Consider the following 20,307-nt stretch of genomic DNA (forward strand, 5'->3'; position numbering starts at 1 on the left):
CGGCTTTGGACTCAAGCCCAACACCCTCCGTAGCGATCCTTCCCACCCCCCTCTGAGGGGCGTGCTATCCCGCCGACGTCAACAGCTTTACCCTAGCAGCTGCTTGCTCAGCCTAGCGCATTGCACGCGGATGTCGGGGATGGCGTCGATCTCGAAGAAGGTGCCGCGGGTCAGCGGCCCGACGGCGAGGATCTTGGCCGATGCGGTGCCGTCGCCGGCGATGATTTCGCACTTGGCCGTTACATCGAGGCCAAGCCGCAGCGGGTCGGGCCGCGCCAGGCCGCGGTCGACCAGCGAGCGCACGACGCTGTTCGACGTCGTCGAGATGTCGCGGGCGATGCCGGTGCAATCATAGATGCGGGCGACCTGCAGCGTTTCCAGCGCCTTTGTGTGGCGAGACTGGATGCCGACGGTGAATCCATCGCCAGCCTCGATGCCGACGACACGGCCGGCGACCGGGCGGATGCGGCCGGTGCGCACCGCCTCGGTGACGCGGGCATGCACCTCGGGCGCCAGCCGATGGCGATGGATGTCCCACCAGGCCTTGGTGTGCTCGACGAAGCGGCGCTTGGCCGAGGACGGCCAGTTCTGCCAGATCTTCTGGTTGAAGGGTCGCAGCCCATCGACGACGTCGCGCCAGTCGATGCCGGCCTTCTGGTTTTCGCGGATCAGGTCGCGGAACCAGCCGACGAAATAGGAGAGCTGCGTGCCGAGCGGAATGTCGGCGACGTCGAGCTTGATCGGGTTGCCCTTGCGGTGGGGCGACGGCAGCAGGCCGCGCCGCGACACGGCGACGATCTCGCCGCGATGGCCGCGCTGCTCGAGCGACAGAAAGGCATCGACCATGCTGAGCCCGGTGCCCAGCACCAGCACGCGGGCTTCAGGATCGAGCGCGGTGTCGGCCTCGGTGCCCATGCGGATTGCGTGCCCTTGGCCGGCGCCGGGCTGCTCGTCATGGCCGGTGGCAAGCACCGCCAGATGCGCGACGACGCTGGTGCCGTTGGCCAGCACAACTTCGACGCCGGACGATGTCGGCGAGATCGACAGGCTTTCCTCGCGAATCAGCCTGAGACGGCCGGTTTCCTTTTCGCGCGCTTCGAGCTCGTCGAGCACTTCCTTGAGGTAGCGGGCATAGACGCTGCGCGGTGCATAGAAGGGTGTCTGCGGCGTCTGTTCCTGGCTTATCAGGCCGCGCCCCTGCAACCAGCGCCAGAAATTCAGGGGATCGTCGGCATAGGCGCTCATCCCCGCGGCGCTGACATTCAGCACGTGCGCCGATAAGAGCGTCGAATAGGCGATGCCCTGGCCGAAATGCGGACGCTTTTCGATCAGCGTGACGCGAAGGTCCGGGTTGGGCGACTTCAGCAGATGCGCGGCCAACACGACGCCGCTGGCGCCGCCACCGACGATGATGATCGAGCTGCGGATGATCGAATTGGCGCGCGCGACGCTCATGCGAGCACGCTCAGGATCAGGCGGGGACCTTTTGCGCCGGCGCAAGCTCGTCGATGTCCCTCGCGACCGGAAGGTCGTCGAGGACGATGTCGCGCATCTCGGCCAGCGTGCGCTGGTCGAGCACCTCGGCGATCGCCTGCCGGACCTCGAGCATCAGATGTCGGACTTGGCATGTCGCCTCATTGCAGTCTTCACAGCGCTGATACTGAGTGCGGCTGGCGCAGGGGATGGGCGCCAGCGGTCCGTCGAGGACGCGCACGACATGGCCGACCTTGATCTCGTCGGCCGGGCGCGCCAAGCGATAGCCGCCATCCTTGCCCTTGCGGCTCTGGACGAAACCGGCATTGCGCAATTCGCCCAGAATGGCGTCGAGGAATTTCTTCGGAATGTTGTTGCCGCTGGCGATGTCGCCGACAAAGGCGAGCTGTCCCGTCGGCAGTTGCGCCAGATGGACCAGCGCCTTGAGGCCGTACTTGCCTTTTTTGGTGAGCATAGACCGAATGTTTCTCTGTCAGGCGATGGCCCAAAACCATCGGTTGCGAAACGCCTGACGTGCCTCCCCGCCGCGTGCAAGCTGCTTCGACACATAAATTCTACTGACATGATATACAAGCCGAGAAACCTTGATTTTGCTTCGTTTTCACGCCGCAGGGGCCACTTTGGCAAGGCTTTGTGCCGTTAAGGTCACAGCCAGCCGCGAGCGATAGCGGCGATGAGCGGCGGCTCCTGCTCCCAATGTCGATAAGATTACTATACTTACCGTCGAACACGCGGAACGTGTTTTCAAATCAACCGTCTTTTACAGCATGGATTTGCGCCATTTGGGGCTTTGCCAGGAATTTTGGGTCGCAGCCCGCGGATCGGCGAAACATGACTCCCGACAACTCGGGCGCCGCCCTGCGCCCGATATCAGGACGCCGCGTTGTCGCTCTGAGACCGGGCGGCCTTGGCGGCCACCGGCACGCCGCTTGAGCGCAGCATCCAGCGGTGGCCGTCGCTGCGGAAGTCGGTGAGGCTCAACGGCTCGACATCGATCCTGCGGCAGGCCGCAAGCGGCGCGCCGAGCACCAAATCAGGCCTCTTCCGTAGCCAGGGTTGGCAGGACCACCAACTCTTCAGCACCTTTCGGGCGCCGTTTGCGTTTGCGCACGGTTCGACACGGGCCGGTCACCGCGCCCGCATCAGCCGGTGGTTTTTTTCTAACAAGTGCTTCTTGCTTGGAAGGATTTAACTCTACAAGAATGATAGAATTAGCTGACTATGAACAGGCATCCGGTTTTTCTCATTTTTCATGGAGCCTTTCATGTCCAGCATTTCGCGACGCATTGTCCTCCTGTCGTCGGCAGCTTTGGCGGGTGCGGCCTTCCTCGGCCCGGCCCAGGCGCAGGACCTCAACATCACCATCGGCTACCAGACGGTGGTCGAACCTTCCAAAGTAGCGCAGGCCGACGGCGCCTATGAAAAGGCGACCAAGGCCACGATCGACTGGCGCAAATTCGATTCGGGCGCCGATGTCATCGCCGCCGTTGCATCCGGTTCGGTCGATATCGGCTATGTCGGCTCGAGTCCGCTGGCCGCGGCCGCCAGCCGCGAACTGCCGATCCAGACCATCTTTGTCGTCGGCCTGATCGGCCAGTCCGAGGCGCTGGTCGCCCGCAATGGATCCGGCATCGAGAAGATCGCCGACCTCGCCGGCAAGAAGGTGGCGGTGCCGTTCGTGTCGACCACGCATTACAGCCTGCTTGCCGCGCTGAAGCACGAAAACGTCGACCCGAAGTCGGTCGAAATCCTTAATCTCAGGCCACCGGAAATAGCCGCCGCGTTCGCTCGCGGCGACATAGACGCGGCCTATGTCTGGGATCCGGCGCTCGGCCAGATCAAGACGACAGGCAAGGTGGTGCTGGATTCCTCGCAGGTTGCCGCCTGGGGCGCGCCGACCTTCGACGCCTGGATCGTGCGCACCGACTTCGCCGAAAAGAACCCGGACGCCGTGCGCGATTTCGTCAAGGTGACCGGCGAATCCTATGCCCAGTTCCTGGCCAAGCCCGAGGCATGGTCGGTTTCGTCGCCGGAAGCGGCCAAGATCGCCAAGATCACCGGCGCCAAACTGGAAGAGGTGCCGCAGCTCCTCAAGGGTTACGTCTTCCCGACATTGGAAGAGCAGGCTTCCGACAAATTCCTCGGCGGCGGCACGGTCAAGGCGATCGAGGCAGCTTCGGCCTTCCTCAAGGAGCAGGGCAAGATCGACGCCGTGCTGCCCGACTATTCGAAATACGTGTCGTCGAAATACGTGACCGAGGCTCTGGCCTCGAACTGATCTTCTGTTTTACGCAATTCCGGACGGAAAACCGCTTCACACTTTTCCTGGAATGCTCTGAACACGCGCGGTTTCCTCTTCCCTGACGCCGCGTGCTGCCTGTCCCGGATCCGCTTAACGAGGGCCGGGGCAGGCTGATTTTCTTCCGGAGCCCCTTTTCATGCCGCATCTCGTACTCGACCCGCATCTCGTACTCGACAAGGTCTCGGTTCACTATGACGGCCAGGCAGCGCCGGCGGTCGACCGAGTTTCCATCGATGTCGCCAAGGGCGATTTCGTCGTGCTGGTCGGCCGCTCCGGCTGCGGCAAGACCTCGCTGCTCAATGTCACCGCCGGCCTGGTCGAGCCCGCGCGCGGAGTCGCCACGATCGGCGGCAGGCCGATCACCGGCCCAGGCTCCGACCGGGCGGTCGTGTTCCAGAACGATGCGCTGTTTCCCTGGCTGACGGCTCGTGAAAACGTCGCCTTTGCGCTCAGGCTGCGCGGCGTGCCGCGAGCCGAGCGGGCGCGCCGCGCCGACCAGTTGCTGGCGCTGGTCAAGCTTGACGGCGTCGGCGACAAACGCATCTGGGAATTGTCCGGCGGCATGCGCCAGCGCGTCGGACTCGCCCGTGCACTCGCCGCCGAACCGGAATTCCTGCTGCTCGACGAACCGCTCGGCGCACTCGATGCGCTGACGCGCGAGCGCATGCAGACGACGCTGCTCGACCTGTGGACCGCAAGCCGGGTTGGCGTGCTGATGGTCACGCATGGCATCGAGGAGGCGCTGGTGCTGGCCACAAGCATCGTCGTGCTGGCGCCCGGACCGGGCCGCGTGGTGCGGACATTCGAGACCGGTTTCAGCCGGCGCTATGCCGCAGGCGAGCCGATCCGCGCCATCAAGGCCGATCCAGCCTTTGCCGCGGCGCGCGGCGATCTGACCGATGCGATCTTCGAAGGAGAGGCGGCATGAGCGTCACCTCCTACAGCGAGCGGCCAGCCACCGGGACCGGCGAGGCCGATGCCATTTCGGTGCCGTGGTCGCGGCCGGTGCGGAAGCGGCGCGGGGTTTCCTCGCGGGCGATCAGCGCCGTCACCATCCTGGCCGCGCTGGCGGCATGGGCGCTGTCTGCGCGCCTGCAACTGGTGTCGCCGGTGTTCCTGCCGTCGCCCGCTGCCGTGTGGACCAAGTTCATCGTGGTGATCAAGGACGGCTTCGTCGACGCGACTTTGCTCCAGCACATCGTCGCCAGCCTCGGCCGCGTGTTCGCGGCGCTGCTCGCGGCCATCGTCATCGGCGTTCCGGCTGGGCTGGCTATGGGCATTTCGACGGTCGGGCGCGGCATCTTCGATCCCTTGCTCGAATTTTTGCGGCCGATCCCGCCGCTCGCCTATCTGCCGCTGGTCATCATCTGGTTCGGCATCGGCGAGCCGTCAAAGATCCTGGTGATCGCCATTGCCATGCTGGCGCCCGTGGCGCTGTCGACGGCCTCGGGCGTGCGCGGTGTCTCAAAGGAGCGCATCGATGCGGCCCGTTCGCTTGGTGCGACGCAGCGCCAAGTGGTGCGCCATGTCATCCTGCCCAGCGCGCTGCCGTCGATCCTCACCGGCCTGCGCATCGCGCTCGGCGCCGGCTGGTCGACGCTGGTTGCAGCCGAGCTGGTGGCGGCAACGCGCGGCCTCGGCTTCATGATCCAGTCGGCCGCCCAGTTCCTGGTCACCGATGTCGTGGTGATGGGAATAGTGGTGATCGCGACAATAGCCTTCGTGCTGGAATTCATCATCCGCCGGATCGAGCGTCAGCTGGTTCCGTGGGCGGGAAAGGAATGACAACAAGTTTCTGCCGGTTTGACCGGCTGCTTCCCTTCGCAGCACGGCGACCGCCGATCCGGAACAGAAGGAGTGATGTCATGACCCAGTCCACCGCGGTGCTGTTCGCCCACCTCGGCAACTGGCTGCTCGCCTGGCGGGAGAACTCGTCGTCACAGCCGCAACCGAAATCGCCGGCCCCCGTGCAACTCGACGCCGAACGCGACCGCCTGCCGCCACGCGACGAGGGATTTTACTGGGCCTGGCAGTATTGGTCGCAGTGAGGTGATGGTGATTAGCGCCAGCCTTCGCGATTTCGTCATCCTAGGGCGAAGCAAGGAGCGAAGCGACGCGGCGCAGACCCTAGGATCCATGCCGAGACGCTGATGCTACGCTCCAGGGGAGCAACAAACCGGGCGCCTACCACCCGGTTCCGCGAAACAGCTCAAACCACTCCGGATTGGCCTTCTCTATCAGTTCGATCTTCCACTGTCTCGGCCATCGCTTCAGCGACTTCTCGCGTTGAATGGCATCGGTGATGTCGAAGAATTCCTCATACCAGACCAGCCGTTGAACACCGTAGCGGCTGGTGAAGCCTGCGCCCTGGCCGGATTTGTGTTCAGGCATGCGGCGGGCGAGATCGTTGGTGACGCCGATGTAGATCGTGCCGCGTTTTTGGCTTGCAGTCATGTAGACGTAGCCGGTCATGGTTTCAGGGTATCGAGCCTCGGTTCGCGCACAAGCGACATTCTGATCCGTTCCACTCTACGGCAAACGTCACGGCATGGATCCTAGGGTCTGCGCCGCGTCGCTTCGCTCCTTGCTTCGCCCTAGGATGACGAGCGCTGGGTTCTGAAGAAAATATTTCCACGTCAAGCAGCCAACTCGCAAAATCGTTTCTCTACTAAATTTATAGACCTACCTAGCCTTGTCTCTCATCCACGGCAGGGAGCCCTTCCCGGCGCCGGTTCGCAGCGAAGGAAGAGGGATCATGTTCAGCCTGACCAGACGCGTTTTCGGCCTTGGCCTTTTGGCGGCGGGCATTGCTGCCTCGCTCAGTGCCTCGGCGCAGGAGTTGAAGCAGCTCAACATCGGCTATCAGAAGACCGGCCTGCCGGTCATCGCCCGGCAGCAGCAGGCGATCGAGAAGGCGCTGAGCGACAAGGGTGTCGCGGTGAAATGGGTCGAATTCACCGCCGGCCCGCCGCTGGTCGAGGCGCTCAATGTCGGCGCCATCGATGTCGGCTGGACCGGCGACGCACCGCCAATCTTCGGCCAGTCGGCCGGCGCCAACATCGTCTATGCGGCGGCACTGCCGGCCAATGGCGACGGCGAAGCGATCTTCGTCAAGCCGGCATCGCCGATCCAGTCGCTCGCCGACCTCAAGGGAAAGCGCATCGGCGTCGGCAAAGGCACCAGCGCGCACAATCTGCTGGTCGCGGCACTCGAAAAAGCAAACATCCCCTTCGACCAGATCACCCCGGTCTATCTCAGCCCGGCCGATGCTGCGGCGGCTTTCGCCAGCGACCAGATCGATGCCTGGGCGGTCTGGGATCCGTTCTACGCCATCGCCGAGACACGCTACCAACCGCGCGTGCTGGCGCGCTCCAGCGAGGTGCTGAAGGTGAACACCTATTTCCTCGCCAACAAGGATTTCGCCAAGGCGCATCCGGAGACGATCGCCACGACGATATCGGCGCTCGGCGTGGCGGCGAAATGGGCGGACGCGAACCGCGACAAGGTTGCCGCGGCGCTGCATGAGGTGACCGGCGTGCCGCTCGATGCACAGACGATCGCGGCCAACCGCACCAAATTCGGCATCTTCCCGATCACCGACGAGATCATCGCCGGCCAGCAGGCGACAGCCGATCGCTTCTACAAGCTCAAGCTGATCCCGAACGCGGTGCGCATCTCCGACGCCGTGTGGACCGCACCGGGCAATTGAACTTTCTTGTGTGGCGCCGGGCGGAAAACGCCCGGCGCCTTTGCCGTTTCAAGCTTCAGGGATTTCGCCATGACCGCTTCATCAAGCCCGCAAGCCGGCCCGCTCGATTTCTTCTGGTTCATCCCGACGCATGGCGACGGCTCCTATCTCGGCTCCGAACAGCAGCAGCGGCCGCCGGAGTTCGCTTACTTCAAGGAGATCGCACAGGCCGTCGACCGGCTCGGCTTTCCCGGCGTGCTTTTGCCGACCGGGCAGAATTGCGAGGATTCCTGGATCACCGCCTCCGGCCTTGCAGCGCTGACGGAAAAGCTCAAATTCCTGGTGGCGCTACGGCCCGGCGTGACGTTGCCCACCTTCGCGGCGCGCCAGACGGCGGCGCTCGACCGGCTGAGCAATGGCCGCCTGCTGCTCAATGTCGTGGTCGGCGGCAACCCGACCGAGCTTGCCGGCGATGGCGTGTTCCTGCCGCATGACGAGCGCTATGCGCAGGCGCAAGAGTTCCTGACCATCTGGCGCGCGCTGGTGTCGGGCGAGAGCGTCAACTTCAACGGCAAATATTACCGCGTCGACAATGGCCGCCTTGACCTTCTGCCGCAACAGGAGCGGCCGCCGCTCTATTTCGGCGGCTCGTCCGATGCCGGCCAGGAGCTCGCCGCCGATCTCGTCGATATGTACCTGACCTGGGGCGAGCCGCCGGCGCAGGTGGCGGAAAAACTCAGCGCGGCGCGCAAAAAGGCTGAACGGCGCGGCCGCAAACTGCGTTTCGGCATCAGGCTTCATTTCATCGTGCGCGAGACCGAGGAAGAGGCCTGGCGCGCCGCCGACCGGCTGATCAGCCACGTCACCGATGCCCAGATCGAAAATGCCCAGGCCCGCTTCACCAGGGAGATGGACTCTGTGGGACAGCGGCGCATGGCCGAACTGCATGGCGGCCGCCGCGACAGGCTGGTGGTTTCGCCCAATCTGTGGGCCGGCGTCGGCCTGGTGCGCGGCGGCGCCGGCACAGCTTTGGTCGGCTCGCCCGAGCAGATCGTCGAGCGCATCCGCGAGTATCAGGCGATCGGCATCGACACCATCATCGGCTCCGGCTACCCGCATCTCGAGGAAGCCTACCGCGTCGCCGAGCTTCTGTTCCCGCGTCTCGGCCTGGGCACCAGGCGGGCACGGGCGCATGAGAACATCGCCAATGAATTCGCCGTCGGCTTCCACGGCGCCAACCGCCTTCAGGCGTCGTCATGAGCCTGGCTCAACGGGTCAAACAGAACGGCATCGGCTGGCTGCTGCCGGCGTTGGTCATGCTTGGCTGGGAAGCCGCCAGCCGCGCCGGCGTGATGCCGGCCAATGTACTGCCGGCGCCGAGCGCGGTGGCCGAGGCCTTCTGGCGGCTGACGCTGTCGGGCGAGCTGATACAGAACATCGGCGTCAGCACGCTGCGCGCGCTGGCCGGCTTTGCCATCGGCGGCTCGATCGGCTTTGCACTCGGCCTTGCCAACGGGCTGTCGGCGCTCAGCCGCGGCCTGACCGACACGACGCTGCAGATGATCCGCAACATCCCGCATCTGGCGCTGATCCCGCTGGTCATCCTGTGGTTCGGCATCGACGAGGAAGCAAAACTGTTCCTGGTGGCGCTCGGCGTGTTCTTCCCGATCTACGTCAACACGCTGCTCGGCATCCAGAGCGTCGACCCGCATCTGGTCGAGATGGGCCGGGTCTACGGCATGGACCGCCGCGCGTTGTTTTTTCAGGTGATCCTGCCCGGCGCGCTGCCGGCGATCTTCGTCGGCCTGCGCTATGCGCTGGGCATCATGTGGCTGACGCTGATCGTTGCCGAAACCATCTCGGCCAGTTCCGGCCTCGGCTACATGGCCATGCAGGCACGCGAATTCCTGCTGATCGATGTGGTCGTGCTGTCGATCCTGATCTATGCGCTGCTCGGCAAGCTTGCCGACAGCTTCGCCCGCCTGCTCGAGCGGCTGTCGCTCGGCTGGCATCCCGCCTTCCAGAACGCCTGAGGGTTCGATGCCAACCGCCAGCCTGACCGCCATCCGTTCCTTCGTCGCCGCGCCGGAACCGTCACGGCCGGAGGAGGCCGTCGAAAGGCAGCGCGCCTTTGCCTTCAAGGGCATGGAAAAGCGCTTTGGCGACAAGGTCGTGCTCGACGGCATCGATCTCGATGTGCCCGTCGGACAGTTTGTGGCCGTCATCGGCAAGAGCGGCTGCGGCAAGAGTACGCTGTTGCGGCTGCTGGCCGGGCTCGATCGGCCAACCGCTGGATCCCTTACATTCGGGCCGGAGGCGAAGGCCGGCGCCGGGGAAGAGAGCCGCTTCATGTTCCAGGAGCCGCGGCTGTTGCCCTGGGCCAGCGTGGTGAAAAACGTCGAGGTCGGGCTGACCGGGCTTGCCACCGGTGCGGAAGCCAGGCGGCGCGCGCTCGCCATCCTGGGTGAAGTCGGCCTCGCCGACCGCGCCGACGAATGGCCCTCGGTGCTGTCGGGCGGCCAGAAGCAGCGCGTGGCGCTGGCGCGCGCCCTGATCGGCCAGCCTCGGATCCTGGCGCTCGACGAGCCGCTCGGCGCGCTCGATGCGCTGACCCGCATCGAAATGCAGCAGCTTCTGGAACGCATCTGGCTGGAGCAAAAATTCACCGCGGTGCTGGTCACGCATGACGTCGCCGAGGCGGTTGCGCTCGCCGACCGGGTGGTGGTGATCGAGGACGGCCGCATCGCGCTCGATCTCGACGTGTCGGTGGCGCGGCCGCGCCGGCGCGGTTCGGTCGAGCTTGCCAGGCTGGAGGGCAGGATTCTGGATCAGCTGTTCGGGTAGTGCTGTCGCGGGCAGGGCATTCTATCCGAACCGGATAGATAGGTAACAGAATGGACCGGCAATATGGGGTGGCTGTTTTCTTGCTCGCCGGGTTGGCCCTGTTTGCGACTGCGGGTTTGACCAGCGCCTTCCCCCACTCCGTCACCGCTTCGCGGCGCCACCTCTCCCCCCTCCGGAGGGAGAGGTGGGGAGCCAGGCCGCATAAGTTCGCGCCCCTGCAAGGCTCGCGCCTTTCCTCTCCCCCGTCGATCGGGGGAGAGGTGTCGAGCGAAGCTCGACGGAGTGGGGGTCGATCTGTGGCGGTCGACTTTCGTCGCAACTCACCCCGGCGAACGGCTCGCCCATACCAGCCCGGCGAAACCGACCAGCATGGTCACGATGCCGATATAGAGCCATTGCGACTGGCCGGTCATGAAGCTGCCGCCGACCACGCCAATGCCTTGCAGCGACCACAGCGCGCCGATGGTCAGTACGATCAGAGCCAGCAGATATCTGAACAGTCTCATCGCCAAGATTCCTTTCCGAAGTCGATCGTCAACTGCGCCATGACCGTGATGACAGAGCGAAAGGACGGCGCCCAATCGCGCTCTCTTCTACTTGTACTATAACGTCCTGCCTTGCTCACGGAATCTGTGAAACAGCTCGCAATATCGCCGGCGATACGGCCGCGCCACACGAAAGATGCCTGACAAACTGTTTCCCAGCGACTCCAAACGTGTGCCGGTGCCACGGAACTGCCCGATGCTTGCCGCATTTCCCGCCTTATTCGGCACTTAACGGCTGGGGTCTGTCGAAAACGGAGCCAATCCCCCCAACATGAAGAAAACAAACCAGACCGCGCTTGTCGCGGTAACGATCGCGGCTGGCCTAATGGTCGGTGCATCCGCCTCCTCCGCCGCCGGCCAGTGCGGCCGCGCCTCCTGGTACGCACTGCATTCCAGGACCGCCAATGGCGAACGCATGAATCCGTCGGCGCTGACCGCCGCGCACCGCAGCCTGCCTTTCGGCACCAAGTTGAAAGTGACCAACCAGAATAATGGCCGCAGCGTCATCGTGCGCATCAACGACCGCGGCCCGTTCATCAAAGGGCGCGTGCTCGATCTGTCCAAGGGTGCCGCCGGCCAACTCGGCTTCATCGGCTCCGGCCATACCTCGGTGTGCATGGCGCGCGTCTAGATCTGTCCAAGTCCGGCCCGATCGGGCCGGACACATCCTGCCCCGTCGTCCAACAGCCTTGCATTTTGCAGTGCACATTGAGCCGGCTGCACCCGCCCAACGCGGTTTCTCAAGGCCTTGGACGAAAAATTGGCATATGTCACGCCACGTGACGTATTGCATCGCAGCAATATCTTGTTAACCTCCGCGCGAGACATTCAAGGCTCGGCGCTGTCCGTCGTCCCTTCGGTCACGGCAGCTGCGGAGTACCTGATGTTCTATCAGCTCTATGAAATGAACCATGCCGCCTTGCAGCCCGCGCGGCTTTATGCCGATGCAGTGCGGCTGTTCTACACCAACCCGCTCAATCCGTTTTCGCATACGCCGTGGGGCCGCTCGGTCGCTGCCACCGCCGAACTGTTCGAGCGCACGACGCGCCGCTACAGCAAGCCGCATTTCGGCCTGAGCAAGACCGTGGTCGACTGGAAAAGCGTCGAGGTCAGCGAAAAGACCGTGTGGTCGCGGCCGTTCTGCAATCTCACCCGCTTCGAGCGGTCGGTGCCCGACGGGCGCAAGGCCGACCCCAAGCTTCTCATCGTGGCGCCGATGTCGGGCCATTATGCGACGCTGCTGCGCGGCACGGTCGAGGCGATGCTGCCCTATGCCGACGTGCACATCACCGACTGGGTCGATGCCCGCATGGTGCCGGTGACCGACGGCCATTTCGACCTCGACGATTATATCGACTACATCATCGACATGCTGCATGCGCTGGGGCCGGACACCCATGTGATGGCGGTGTGCCAGCCTTCGGTGCCGGTGCTGGCGGCGGTGGCGCTGATGGAAAAGCGCGGCGATCCCTTCGTGCCCTCGACCATGACGTTGATGGGCGGGCCGATCGACACCCGCCGCAATCCGACCGCGGTCAATCTTCTGGCCAAGGAAAAGGGCATCGACTGGTTCCGCGACAACGTCATCATGCACGCGCCCTGGCCGGTGCCGGGCTTCGGCCGCGAAGTCTATCCGGGCTTCCTGCAGTTGTCGGGCTTCATGAGCATGAACCTCGACCGGCACATCACCGCCCACAAGGACTTCTTCATGCACCTGGTCAAGCATGACGGCGACAATGCCGAGAAGCACCGCGATTTCTACGACGAATATCTGGCGGTGATGGACCTGACGGCGGAATTCTATCTGCAGACCGTCGACACGGTGTTCGTGCGCCATGCGCTGCCCAAGGGCGAGATGACGCATCGCGGCGAGGTTGTCGACACCAAGGCGATCCGCAATGTCGCGCTGTTCACGGTCGAAGGCGAGAACGACGACATTTCCGGTCTCGGCCAGACCCAGGCCGCCCACGATCTCTGCCCCAACATCCCGGCTGACCGGCATGCGCATTACATGCAGCCGGCCGTCGGCCATTACGGCGTCTTCAACGGGTCGCGATTCCGCTCGGAAATCGTGCCGCGCATCGTCGATTTCATCACAAGCTACGGCCGCCAAACACGCGTAGCGGTGAAACCCAAGCTGGTCCGCTCCGCCAAAGGCTGAGGCTCGATCCGGCTGCAGCGTGCATTGCCCGCAAAAGCGGGGCGATTTTGCGCGCCACAGGCGTTCTGTTGCACAATAGACGCTGTTGGGCGGGCGCGGGTAACCATGCCGAAGAATCTGGCTCCCCCGATAATTGACACGGAGTGTAAATCCCCTTTAACCTTTCGTTAAGAACAAGGGCGAACGGGGACAATGACTTCCTCACCGATGGCACGGACGCTGCGCTTGTGGGCGGCAGCAGGGCTGGCGATCTCTGCGTGCTGGGCAGTGCCGGCACTTGCAGGCGGCGCCATGGCGACGGGCGGCATGACCTCGCAGCCGATCGGCCACTATGATTTCTGTAAAACCCAGCCCGGCGAATGCTCGATCCGGCCGAGCAACCTCAACCCCGCCGCGATGACCGACGCCTTCATGCGCAAGCTGATCAACGTGACGTCAAGGGTCAACGCCGCCGTCAAGCCGATGAGCGACTACGACATCTATGGCAAGGACGAGGTCTGGGCCTATCCCGACAAGGGCGTCGGCGATTGCGAAGACTATGTGCTGGAAAAGCGCCGCCAGCTCTCGCGCTCTGGCGTGTCGCTGGCCGATCTCTTGATCACCGTCGTGCGCAAGCCGGACGGCGAAGGCCATGCCGTGCTGACGGTGCGCACCGACAAGGGCGACTACGTCCTCGACAATCTGACCGACAAGGTGAAGATCTGGGACGCCACCGGCTATCGCTTCCTCAAGCGGCAGGCCATCGACAACACCGGCCGCTGGGTCTCGATCCGCGGCGGCCAGCAGGTGCTGGTCGGCGCGGTTCAGTAAATAAGGACGATGCATGTGAGCGCGTCGCTGCGAACAGCTTCGTGGGAAGCCCGCGGCTAATAACTTTCACGAGATAACCGCAAGTCGGCGCTGCCCCTCATTGCCCTGCCGGGCATTTCTCCCCGTATAGTGACGGGGAGAAAGATGCTGCCATCGGTGATTTCGCCAATCGTCAACGTTGCAAAATAGGCGCAGCGCGGCGGATGAGGGCAGCGCTGACCTCGAAATCTTATCTCTCGAAACGCCTCCTCAAAAAGTTTCGCTACCTGCGTGAACCAAACCGTCTCCAGCGGCGACACACAGCCGTAAACAGAAACCCAACCATGGAGACTTCAAATGACTGCTTTCCTGCGTAATGCTTTCCTCGCCGCCATCGCGGTATCGTCCCTGGCCGGATCCGCTATGGCCGACCAGACCGGCTGCGCCAAGAACAACCAGTGGGGCAATCGCTGTTGCGATCTCACCTCGGACTGCCTGGGTGGCGGCCGCGGCGGCGATCATGACAGCACTGGCGGCCGTGGCGGCCAGGCCGGCGCGAAGTAATCTCGCTATATGCCCGCTGGCTAACGGCCGGCGGGCATCGCCTTCAGGATGAAATGCCGGCGCTATTGATGAGCATTCGTGGCCTTGGCGCCGCCCTACTTACGCCGCTCCAGTGCGGCCCGGATCGAGGCGGTGATGCGGGCAAGCTCGGCTTCGCTCAGCTTCTCGATGTTCTCGGCCAGGAGATTGGCCAACTCGGTGGCGGCAGGACTGAGGCCGGACGTATCGAGTCTCACCCGCGGATGTGAGGCCTCGGCCAGACGCGCCAGCTCTTCGGCATCGTCCCAGATGACGTTGAAATAGCCGATGATCTTCTGGATCAGCGTCCAGGTCGGCGCGCCGCGGCGGCCATGTTCCAGCGCCGACAGATAGGCGGCGCTGACTCCGATCGCCTGCGCCATGTCCTTCTGGCGCAAGCCGCGCTCGGCTCGAAGCGCCCGCAGTTTTTCGCCGAACGGCGTCATCAGCGGGTTCGCCTGAGCCGAACGTAGAGCGCGCCCGAACCGCCGTGGTTGCGGGCGGCGTGATCGTGGCTGGAGACCAGCGGCCGGAAGGCAGGCGTCGACAGCCAGGCAGGCACGGCGCGCCGCAAGACGCCGTCGCCGCCCAACGACGACCCTTTTCCCGTAATGACGAGGACATAGCGGATGCCGCCGGCATGGGCCCGGTGCAGGAACGAAAACAGCAGCGAATAGGCCTCGTCCTGGGTCATGCCATGCAGATCGACGCGGCCTTCGATCGGCAGCCGGCCTTTCCTAAGCTTGTCCAGCGTCGGTTCGTCCAGCGCATGCGAAACATGCTGCGCCTTCGGCTTGGCGGCGAGGACCGGACCGACAGCGACCGGCGTCTGTGCCGGCTTAGGGTCGACGACGATGTCGGGAATGTCGACCGCGGTCCGGCCCTTCAGCGGTCGGGCGGTGCGCGCCACCAGGTTCCACAGCACCCGGTCGTCTTCATTGAGTTTATCGGGACGCTTGCTCATCGATTCGATTCCGAAACGAGAGCGCGTGGAACCAAGGCATAGAAATCGGCCGCGTTGCGAACGACGCCGGCGATCTCGCCGGCCGCATCCCCGGAGCCGGCGAACAGATCGCCCCGCGCCGGTCCGGTGATGGCCGAGCCGGTGTCCTGCGAAATCATCAGCCGCCGGAACGGTTTTCCGTCGAAGGCGGTCAGCGACGGAGCGTCGATGTAGAAGGGGGTACCGAATGTGTGCAGCAGCCGGTCGACCGCGAGCGAACGGCCCGGCGTCAACGGCACCTTGGCGGCGGCGATAGGACCGAGTGCGGCATCGTCGACATCGGCTTCGCGAAAGAAGATGTAGGAGCGGTTCTGCCAGAGGATCTCGTCGATGCGGTCTGGATGCGCCCTGAACCAGGCGCGGATAGACTGCATCGTCACTTTTTCCAGTGGGATTTCGCCGAGTTCGGCGAGAATCTTCCCCGGACCGCTGAAACGTTGGCCGGATTTGGCGGCGTAGGTGACGCGGCAAAGCCGGCCGTCGGTCATCTTCAGCCTGGCCGCACCTTGCACATGGATGAAGAAGACGTCGACCTTGTCGGCAAGCCAGGCGATTTCCAGGCCTTGGCCGGCCAGCGCGCCTCTCTCGATCTCACTGCGGTCGAAATACTCCACCAGGCCCTGCGGCGTATCGCGGGCGAAGGCGAGATAGTCGTCCATGCCCTTGGGGCGGTTGGCATCATCGATGTCGACGAGATCGGAAGGCCGCGCCAGCAGCGGCACCGTGAATTCATCCGTGCGCACTGGTGAGGCCTCGACTTCCGGCTCGTAGAAGCCGGTGACCAGGCCGGGGTTTTCGGATCGAATCTGGACCGGGGCGAAATGGCGCTCGAAAAAACCCTTGGCCGCCGACCGATTCGCCGGCGAAACGGTACGCGCCTCGTCATAAGCGCCGGCAAACGCGTCGAACCGGACGCCCAACGAACCGGTGCGGTAGGGCTTGTTCAGGACATGAAAGGCCGAACGGCGGAAGGCTTCGAAAGCGGGCAGATGGTCATCGGAATTCCAACCGGGAAGATCATCGAAGGACTTTTCCACGAAAAGCGGCGAGAGCGACACCTCAGCCTCGCCACTGCCCATGTTTGCCTGCATGTCGCTATCCCAAAAAAGCTGCCCGCGCCGGGCGACATGCATAGGCTCAGTCTTCTTCCTCGGTGGCGACCAGCTTCCAGTTCGGATCGCGCGAGCGTGTGTCGCGTGCGAAGGTCCAGACATCCTTGACCTCGGCCACCGTCTCGGGATCGCCATCGATGACGGCACCCGCCTTGTCGCGGGTCGCCGAAATCAGTTCGCTCACGATGCGCAGCGTGATGTGGGCCTCGCCGCCCTTCATCTCGGCCGAGACGATGTCGGCCTTGTCGATGCCGACGAAGGAGGACTGGATCTTTTCGGCTTTCGCCTCGCGGTCGCCAATCGCGGCAACGAAGCCGTCAAAAACCTCGCGCGACAACAGGTTCTTCAGCGTTTTTCGGTCGCCATCGGCATAGGCCATGACGATCATCTCATAAGCCATCTTGGCGCCGTCGACGAAGACTTTGGGGTCGAAGGAGGGATCATTATCCTTGATCGCGCGCAGGCCCTTGTTGAGGTCGGTGTCGGGCTTTGCGAAGGCATCGATGGCCGCATAGGTCTCGGCAGCCGTCTCGCCCGGCATGCGCTTGCGTGGCAGCGAAACCACATTTTCGGGCTTCTGGGTCGCGTCCTTCTCGGTGCGGCTGGCCGTGTACGGATCGAAGGGCGGGCGCTCGCTGCCCGTGCGGCGGCCAAGCACGTTGCGCAGCTGGAAAAAGATCACCACCGCCGCAATCAGAAAGAAAATGGTGCCGAAGTCGAAGAATCCCATATCTTTCGCCAATCAATCCCTGACCTGGCCGGGACCGCCAGCCAATCGGGCGGCGGTCGCATGGCGTTAAACATGCAAAGCATATAGAACGCATGGCGCAATCATTCAAATCAAAGGCAGGCATACCTATCTAACGGCCTCAGTGCCAGCGGCGATTATGCGCCGCCCGGCAAACATGGAAACGATCGGTCAAGACTTGCGCATTTCCTTCCTTCCTCTGTTCCTGCTTGCGCTGCCGCTGCTGGAAATCGCCGGTTTCGTCATTGTCGGCCGCGAGGTCGGGGCGCTCGCCACGGTCGGCCTGGTGCTGGCTTCAAGCATTGCCGGCGTGCTTCTGCTCCGGCACCAGGGTTTTGGTGTCATGGCGCGGGTCCGCGCCGAGATGGCCGGCGGCGGCGACCCCAGCCGCCAGCTCGCGCATGGCGCCATGATCGTGGTCGCCGCCATCCTGTTGATCATCCCCGGCTTCATTACCGATATTATCGGCCTGCTGCTGTTCCTGCCGCCGGTGCGCGACCTTGCCTGGCGCAGGCTCAAGGGCCGCATCGTCGTCGCGACCGATTTCACCGCCGGCGGTTTTCGCGGCAGGTCGCGCGACAAGGTCATCGACCTCGACGACGGCGACTATTCGCGCGAGGACGATTTCAAGCGCGGTCCCGACCATAACTCGCCGTGGCGCCGCCTGAAGGACGACTGACCGTCGCCTTGAGGACGACTGACCGTCGCCTTCAGGACGACTGAGGCTACATCGACCCCTTCGGCCTGAAGGCGGCAAACCTTGTCTTGTCATGCCGACCATGCTAGCCAACGCCCGATTTCAATTCGGTCAGCGCTGCTGTCCAGGCAAAAGGAACAAGGCTCATGGCCAGCAAAGATGACGCGCCGGTCGGCGCCGCCAACGGCAACGGCGAAACGGCGCAGCCGTCGCTCAACGTGCTTGCCCAGTATGTGAAGGACCTGTCCTTCGAAAGCCCCGGCGCGCCGAACTCGCTGCGCGGCCGCGACAAGGCCCCCGGCATCGCGATCAACGTCAATGTCAATGCCAACCCGCTCTCCGACAAGCAGTTCGACGTCAATCTGACCTTGAACGCCAAGGCGTCCTTCGACCAGGAAGTGCTGTTCAATGTCGAACTGGTCTATGGCGGCGTCTTTGCCATCGCCGGCTTCCCGCAGGAGCACATGCTGCCCATCCTGTTCATCGAATGCCCGCGGCTTTTGTTCCCGTTCGCCCGCCAGATCATCGCCGAAGCCACCCGCAATGGCGGCTTCCCGCCCCTGATGCTCGACCCGATCGATTTCGCCCAGATGTTCCAGCAGAAGCTGGCCGAGGACCAGGCGGCATCCAAGGTCAAGGTGAGCTGAAGGCTCGCGTCGCGCGCATGAATTGAAAGTCCGGCTTCGTGCCGGGTTTTGTCTACTGAGATGCTGGCGGGACAGCACCCCCCTCTGCCTTGCCAGGCATCTCCCCCTCAAGGGGGGAGATGGCCGTCATCGCGACCTTCGCCAACTTTAGACGTTGCAGGAATGGGCTGGAGCGGCGAAGCTGCTGATCTCCCCCCTTGAGGGGGAGATGGCCGGCAGGCCAGAGAGGGGTGTGACGGAACGCTACCTCCGCGATCCGCTCACCCCGCCGCCACCTTCAGCCACAGCGCCTTTTCACCGAGCGTCGCCACCAGCCCCGCATGCGCCGCTCGCTCGCCCTCGGTCAGGCGCGGCGGCAGGGCAATTGGCCTGGCGGCGATCGAGATGTCGATATCGGCAACGTCGCCATTGCTGTTGAGCTGCACCACGACGGCGTCGAGGACAAGTGCGGCCTGCTTGCCGCCGATGAGTTCGATGTAGACTTCGGCCAGGAGCTCGGAATCGAGCAGCGCGCCGTGCTTGGTGCGGTGGCCGTTGTCGATGCCGTAGCGGCGGCAGAGCGCGTCGAGCGAATTGGGTCCCATAGGGTGCTTGCGCCGCGCCAGCGCCAGCGTGTCGACGACGCGCCCGGTGTCTATGGCCGGCTGGCCGAGCCGCCCGAATTCCGTGTTGAGGAAGCCGATGTCGAAACTGGCGTTGTGGGCGACGAGCTTGGCGCCGTCGGTGAAGGCGAGCCATTCCTCGGCGATTTCGGCAAAGGTCGGCTTGCCGACGAGGTCGGCGGCGCTGATGCCGTGCACGGCTTGCGCCTCGACATGGACGGCGCGCCCCTGCGGATTGATGAATTTGTGGAAGGTGCGGCCGGTCGGGAAGCGGTTGACCAGCTCGACGCCGCCAAGCTCGATGATGCGGTCGTCGCGCATGTCGAGTCCGGTGGTTTCGGTATCGAAAATGATCTCACGCATAGAATCAACCTACTCCTGGAGGAGTAGAATCATGGAGCGGAACAAAATGGCAATGGGTAATGCCGACAGCCTGCCGTCAGGGGCCTGATGGGCGCGACTTATCCCCCAGGAGTTAGCAGGCGAGCTCAGCGTCCTGAGAGCTCGGCAATGATCGCGCCGACCGCGGTGCGGGCGGCGTCCATGCCTTCACCGGTGTCGATGACGAAATCGGCCTGCCGGCGCTTTTCGGCGTCGGGCACCTGCTTGGCCAGGATTGCCGCCAGCTTTTCCTCACTCATGTCAGGACGCGCCAGCACGCGGGCGCGCTGGATATCGGCCGGCGCGGTGACGACGACGACCTTGTCGACACGGTTGCGGCCGCCGGTTTCGAACAGCAGCGGAATGTCGAGCACGACGAGCGGCGCGCCGGCGGCGCGGTGCCTTGCCAGAAAGGCATCGGCATCGGCCCGCACCAGCGGATGGACGATCGCCTCCAATGTCTTCAGCGCAGCAGCGTTGCCGAGCACGCGGCGCGCCAACTCGGTGCGGTCGACCGAACCGGCAATCACGGTGCCGGGAAAGGCCGCCTCGACGAGAGGTGCTGCCTTGCCGGCATAGAGGCGATGCACGGTCTCGTCGGAGTCATGCACCGGCACGCCGGCGTCGACGAACATTTTCGCCGTCGTCGACTTGCCCATGCCGATCGATCCGGTGAGGCCGAGCACGGTCATCATTTGGCGCCCATCATTTG

The 20,307-nt window shown here is 64.0% G+C and carries 25 protein-coding genes; 14 read left to right on the forward strand and 11 right to left on the reverse strand.

Going from position 1 to position 20,307, the window contains the following annotated elements; translation table 11 throughout:
- Positions 1-87: 87 nt before the first annotated feature.
- The 3 genes from ACYG9Y_RS25275 to ACYG9Y_RS25285 form a co-directional block, all read right to left on the reverse strand.
- A complete protein-coding gene (locus ACYG9Y_RS25275; protein WP_023672083.1) occupies positions 88-1,455 on the reverse strand; it encodes an FAD/NAD(P)-binding protein in 1,368 nt (455 codons plus the stop codon).
- A gap of 16 nt (positions 1,456-1,471) precedes the next feature.
- On the reverse strand, positions 1,472-1,948 hold the full coding sequence (locus tag ACYG9Y_RS25280; RefSeq protein WP_023692934.1) for an RrF2 family transcriptional regulator: 477 nt from the start codon (positions 1,946-1,948) through the stop codon (positions 1,472-1,474).
- Positions 1,949-2,364: 416 nt separating this feature from the next.
- A complete protein-coding gene (locus ACYG9Y_RS25285) occupies positions 2,365-2,526 on the reverse strand; it encodes a hypothetical protein (protein WP_023740227.1) in 162 nt (53 codons plus the stop codon).
- Between the two features lie 232 nt (positions 2,527-2,758).
- Between ACYG9Y_RS25285 and tauA the strand changes: the two genes are divergently transcribed.
- The 4 genes from tauA (at position 2,759) to ACYG9Y_RS25305 (ending at position 5,844) form a co-directional block, all read left to right on the forward strand.
- A complete protein-coding gene (gene tauA, locus ACYG9Y_RS25290; RefSeq protein ID WP_023710332.1) occupies positions 2,759-3,772 on the forward strand; it encodes a taurine ABC transporter substrate-binding protein in 1,014 nt (337 codons plus the stop codon).
- A 160-nt stretch (positions 3,773-3,932) separates the two neighbouring features.
- Positions 3,933-4,724, forward strand: coding sequence for a taurine ABC transporter ATP-binding protein (locus tag ACYG9Y_RS25295; protein WP_023740226.1), 792 nt, complete (start codon positions 3,933-3,935; stop codon positions 4,722-4,724).
- Complete coding sequence (locus ACYG9Y_RS25300) at positions 4,721-5,581, forward strand: ABC transporter permease subunit (protein WP_023740225.1); 861 nt, start codon at positions 4,721-4,723, stop codon at positions 5,579-5,581. The genes ACYG9Y_RS25295 and ACYG9Y_RS25300 overlap by 4 nt, the downstream gene beginning before the upstream one ends.
- Positions 5,582-5,661: 80 nt before the next feature.
- Entirely contained in the window at positions 5,662-5,844 is a 183-nt protein-coding gene (locus tag ACYG9Y_RS25305) for a hypothetical protein (protein ID WP_023672089.1), read from the forward strand.
- 136 nt (positions 5,845-5,980) lie between these two features.
- Here the strand turns inward: ACYG9Y_RS25305 and ACYG9Y_RS25310 are convergent, their stop codons facing one another.
- Positions 5,981-6,268: a GIY-YIG nuclease family protein gene (locus ACYG9Y_RS25310; RefSeq protein ID WP_023710330.1), complete on the reverse strand. Its 288-nt coding sequence runs from the start codon at positions 6,266-6,268 to the stop codon at positions 5,981-5,983.
- Between the two features lie 283 nt (positions 6,269-6,551).
- Between ACYG9Y_RS25310 and ACYG9Y_RS25315 the strand changes: the two genes are divergently transcribed.
- From ACYG9Y_RS25315 to ACYG9Y_RS25330, 4 genes are all read left to right on the forward strand, one after another.
- The gene (locus ACYG9Y_RS25315; RefSeq protein ID WP_023740224.1) at positions 6,552-7,505 is read left to right on the forward strand and encodes a sulfonate ABC transporter substrate-binding protein; all 954 of its coding nucleotides are present in this window, start codon (positions 6,552-6,554) and stop codon (positions 7,503-7,505) included.
- Positions 7,506-7,574: 69 nt separating this feature from the next.
- The gene (ssuD, locus tag ACYG9Y_RS25320; RefSeq protein WP_023702435.1) at positions 7,575-8,744 is read left to right on the forward strand and encodes an FMNH2-dependent alkanesulfonate monooxygenase; all 1,170 of its coding nucleotides are present in this window, start codon (positions 7,575-7,577) and stop codon (positions 8,742-8,744) included.
- A complete protein-coding gene (locus ACYG9Y_RS25325; RefSeq protein WP_023740223.1) occupies positions 8,741-9,517 on the forward strand; it encodes an ABC transporter permease subunit in 777 nt (258 codons plus the stop codon). Before ssuD ends, ACYG9Y_RS25325 begins: the two co-directional genes overlap by 4 nt.
- Positions 9,518-9,524: 7 nt before the next feature.
- A complete protein-coding gene (locus ACYG9Y_RS25330; RefSeq protein WP_023740222.1) occupies positions 9,525-10,328 on the forward strand; it encodes an ATP-binding cassette domain-containing protein in 804 nt (267 codons plus the stop codon).
- A 320-nt stretch (positions 10,329-10,648) separates the two neighbouring features.
- On the opposite strand, the gene ACYG9Y_RS25335 is transcribed toward ACYG9Y_RS25330, so the two are convergent.
- Positions 10,649-10,834 carry a hypothetical protein gene (locus ACYG9Y_RS25335; RefSeq protein WP_023740221.1) on the reverse strand — a complete coding sequence of 62 codons (186 nt, stop codon included), beginning with the start codon at positions 10,832-10,834 and terminating at the stop codon, positions 10,649-10,651.
- A 310-nt stretch (positions 10,835-11,144) separates the two neighbouring features.
- On the opposite strand from ACYG9Y_RS25335, the gene ACYG9Y_RS25340 reads away from it, so the two are divergent.
- The 4 genes from ACYG9Y_RS25340 to ACYG9Y_RS25355 all read left to right on the forward strand — a co-directional run bounded on the left by ACYG9Y_RS25340 (position 11,145) and on the right by ACYG9Y_RS25355 (position 14,387).
- Positions 11,145-11,504 carry a septal ring lytic transglycosylase RlpA family protein gene (locus ACYG9Y_RS25340; protein ID WP_023672096.1) on the forward strand — a complete coding sequence of 120 codons (360 nt, stop codon included), beginning with the start codon at positions 11,145-11,147 and terminating at the stop codon, positions 11,502-11,504.
- Positions 11,505-11,756: 252 nt separating this feature from the next.
- The gene (locus ACYG9Y_RS25345) at positions 11,757-13,034 is read left to right on the forward strand and encodes a polyhydroxyalkanoate depolymerase (protein WP_023740220.1); all 1,278 of its coding nucleotides are present in this window, start codon (positions 11,757-11,759) and stop codon (positions 13,032-13,034) included.
- Positions 13,035-13,226: 192 nt separating this feature from the next.
- On the forward strand, positions 13,227-13,844 hold the full coding sequence (locus ACYG9Y_RS25350) for a transglutaminase-like cysteine peptidase (protein ID WP_023672098.1): 618 nt from the start codon (positions 13,227-13,229) through the stop codon (positions 13,842-13,844).
- Positions 13,845-14,180: 336 nt separating this feature from the next.
- Positions 14,181-14,387 (forward strand): hypothetical protein, encoded by a 207-nt coding sequence (locus ACYG9Y_RS25355; protein WP_023672099.1) that lies wholly within the window; start codon positions 14,181-14,183, stop codon positions 14,385-14,387.
- Positions 14,388-14,482: 95 nt separating this feature from the next.
- Here ACYG9Y_RS25355 and ACYG9Y_RS25360 read toward each other — a convergent pair whose 3' ends face one another.
- The 4 genes from ACYG9Y_RS25360 to ACYG9Y_RS25375 form a co-directional block, all read right to left on the reverse strand.
- On the reverse strand, positions 14,483-14,851 hold the full coding sequence (locus tag ACYG9Y_RS25360; RefSeq protein WP_023686054.1) for a helix-turn-helix domain-containing protein: 369 nt from the start codon (positions 14,849-14,851) through the stop codon (positions 14,483-14,485).
- Positions 14,851-15,369 carry a Smr/MutS family protein gene (locus ACYG9Y_RS25365; protein WP_023740219.1) on the reverse strand — a complete coding sequence of 173 codons (519 nt, stop codon included), beginning with the start codon at positions 15,367-15,369 and terminating at the stop codon, positions 14,851-14,853. The genes ACYG9Y_RS25360 and ACYG9Y_RS25365 overlap by 1 nt, the downstream gene beginning before the upstream one ends.
- Entirely contained in the window at positions 15,366-16,466 is a 1,101-nt protein-coding gene (gene mltA, locus ACYG9Y_RS25370) for a murein transglycosylase A (protein ID WP_023740218.1), read from the reverse strand. Before mltA ends, ACYG9Y_RS25365 begins: the two co-directional genes overlap by 4 nt.
- Before the next feature lie 79 nt (positions 16,467-16,545).
- Complete coding sequence (locus ACYG9Y_RS25375; protein WP_023672103.1) at positions 16,546-17,250, reverse strand: Tim44/TimA family putative adaptor protein; 705 nt, start codon at positions 17,248-17,250, stop codon at positions 16,546-16,548.
- Between the two features lie 196 nt (positions 17,251-17,446).
- Between ACYG9Y_RS25375 and ACYG9Y_RS25380 the strand changes: the two genes are divergently transcribed.
- Together ACYG9Y_RS25380 and secB are read left to right on the forward strand one after the other, a co-directional pair.
- A complete protein-coding gene (locus tag ACYG9Y_RS25380) occupies positions 17,447-17,947 on the forward strand; it encodes an FxsA family protein (RefSeq protein ID WP_023714414.1) in 501 nt (166 codons plus the stop codon).
- Between the two features lie 164 nt (positions 17,948-18,111).
- The gene (gene secB, locus ACYG9Y_RS25385; protein WP_023672105.1) at positions 18,112-18,612 is read left to right on the forward strand and encodes a protein-export chaperone SecB; all 501 of its coding nucleotides are present in this window, start codon (positions 18,112-18,114) and stop codon (positions 18,610-18,612) included.
- Between the two features lie 260 nt (positions 18,613-18,872).
- Here secB and dnaQ read toward each other — a convergent pair whose 3' ends face one another.
- Together dnaQ and coaE are read right to left on the reverse strand one after the other, a co-directional pair.
- Positions 18,873-19,577, reverse strand: coding sequence for a DNA polymerase III subunit epsilon (dnaQ, locus tag ACYG9Y_RS25390; RefSeq protein WP_023698097.1), 705 nt, complete (start codon positions 19,575-19,577; stop codon positions 18,873-18,875).
- Between the two features lie 125 nt (positions 19,578-19,702).
- Positions 19,703-20,287, reverse strand: a complete 585-nt coding sequence (coaE, locus tag ACYG9Y_RS25395; protein ID WP_023698098.1) for a dephospho-CoA kinase — start codon at positions 20,285-20,287, stop codon at positions 19,703-19,705.
- Between the last annotated feature and the right edge of the window lie 20 nt (positions 20,288-20,307).

This window comes from Mesorhizobium sp. W050 (assembly GCF_054719535.1).

Excerpts from the sequence above, each read along its gene's own strand:
- ACYG9Y_RS25275 (WP_023672083.1), bottom strand. The coding sequence starts at position 1,455 with ATGAGCGTCGCGCGCGCCAATTCGATCATCCGCAGCTCGATCATCATC.
- ACYG9Y_RS25280 (WP_023692934.1), bottom strand. The coding sequence starts at position 1,948 with ATGCTCACCAAAAAAGGCAAGTACGGCCTCAAGGCGCTGGTCCATCTG.
- tauA (WP_023710332.1), top strand. The coding sequence starts at position 2,759 with ATGTCCAGCATTTCGCGACGCATTGTCCTCCTGTCGTCGGCAGCTTTG.
- ACYG9Y_RS25295 (WP_023740226.1), top strand. The coding sequence starts at position 3,933 with ATGCCGCATCTCGTACTCGACCCGCATCTCGTACTCGACAAGGTCTCG.
- ACYG9Y_RS25300 (WP_023740225.1), top strand. The coding sequence starts at position 4,721 with ATGAGCGTCACCTCCTACAGCGAGCGGCCAGCCACCGGGACCGGCGAG.
- ACYG9Y_RS25305 (WP_023672089.1), top strand. The coding sequence starts at position 5,662 with ATGACCCAGTCCACCGCGGTGCTGTTCGCCCACCTCGGCAACTGGCTG.
- ACYG9Y_RS25310 (WP_023710330.1), bottom strand. The coding sequence starts at position 6,268 with ATGACCGGCTACGTCTACATGACTGCAAGCCAAAAACGCGGCACGATC.
- ACYG9Y_RS25315 (WP_023740224.1), top strand. The coding sequence starts at position 6,552 with ATGTTCAGCCTGACCAGACGCGTTTTCGGCCTTGGCCTTTTGGCGGCG.
- ssuD (WP_023702435.1), top strand. The coding sequence starts at position 7,575 with ATGACCGCTTCATCAAGCCCGCAAGCCGGCCCGCTCGATTTCTTCTGG.
- ACYG9Y_RS25325 (WP_023740223.1), top strand. The coding sequence starts at position 8,741 with ATGAGCCTGGCTCAACGGGTCAAACAGAACGGCATCGGCTGGCTGCTG.
- ACYG9Y_RS25330 (WP_023740222.1), top strand. The coding sequence starts at position 9,525 with ATGCCAACCGCCAGCCTGACCGCCATCCGTTCCTTCGTCGCCGCGCCG.
- ACYG9Y_RS25335 (WP_023740221.1), bottom strand. The coding sequence starts at position 10,834 with ATGAGACTGTTCAGATATCTGCTGGCTCTGATCGTACTGACCATCGGC.
- ACYG9Y_RS25340 (WP_023672096.1), top strand. The coding sequence starts at position 11,145 with ATGAAGAAAACAAACCAGACCGCGCTTGTCGCGGTAACGATCGCGGCT.
- ACYG9Y_RS25345 (WP_023740220.1), top strand. The coding sequence starts at position 11,757 with ATGTTCTATCAGCTCTATGAAATGAACCATGCCGCCTTGCAGCCCGCG.
- ACYG9Y_RS25350 (WP_023672098.1), top strand. The coding sequence starts at position 13,227 with ATGACTTCCTCACCGATGGCACGGACGCTGCGCTTGTGGGCGGCAGCA.
- ACYG9Y_RS25355 (WP_023672099.1), top strand. The coding sequence starts at position 14,181 with ATGACTGCTTTCCTGCGTAATGCTTTCCTCGCCGCCATCGCGGTATCG.
- ACYG9Y_RS25360 (WP_023686054.1), bottom strand. The coding sequence starts at position 14,851 with ATGACGCCGTTCGGCGAAAAACTGCGGGCGCTTCGAGCCGAGCGCGGC.
- ACYG9Y_RS25365 (WP_023740219.1), bottom strand. The coding sequence starts at position 15,369 with ATGAGCAAGCGTCCCGATAAACTCAATGAAGACGACCGGGTGCTGTGG.
- ACYG9Y_RS25375 (WP_023672103.1), bottom strand. The coding sequence starts at position 17,250 with ATGGGATTCTTCGACTTCGGCACCATTTTCTTTCTGATTGCGGCGGTG.
- secB (WP_023672105.1), top strand. The coding sequence starts at position 18,112 with ATGGCCAGCAAAGATGACGCGCCGGTCGGCGCCGCCAACGGCAACGGC.
- dnaQ (WP_023698097.1), bottom strand. The coding sequence starts at position 19,577 with ATGCGTGAGATCATTTTCGATACCGAAACCACCGGACTCGACATGCGC.
- coaE (WP_023698098.1), bottom strand. The coding sequence starts at position 20,287 with ATGACCGTGCTCGGCCTCACCGGATCGATCGGCATGGGCAAGTCGACG.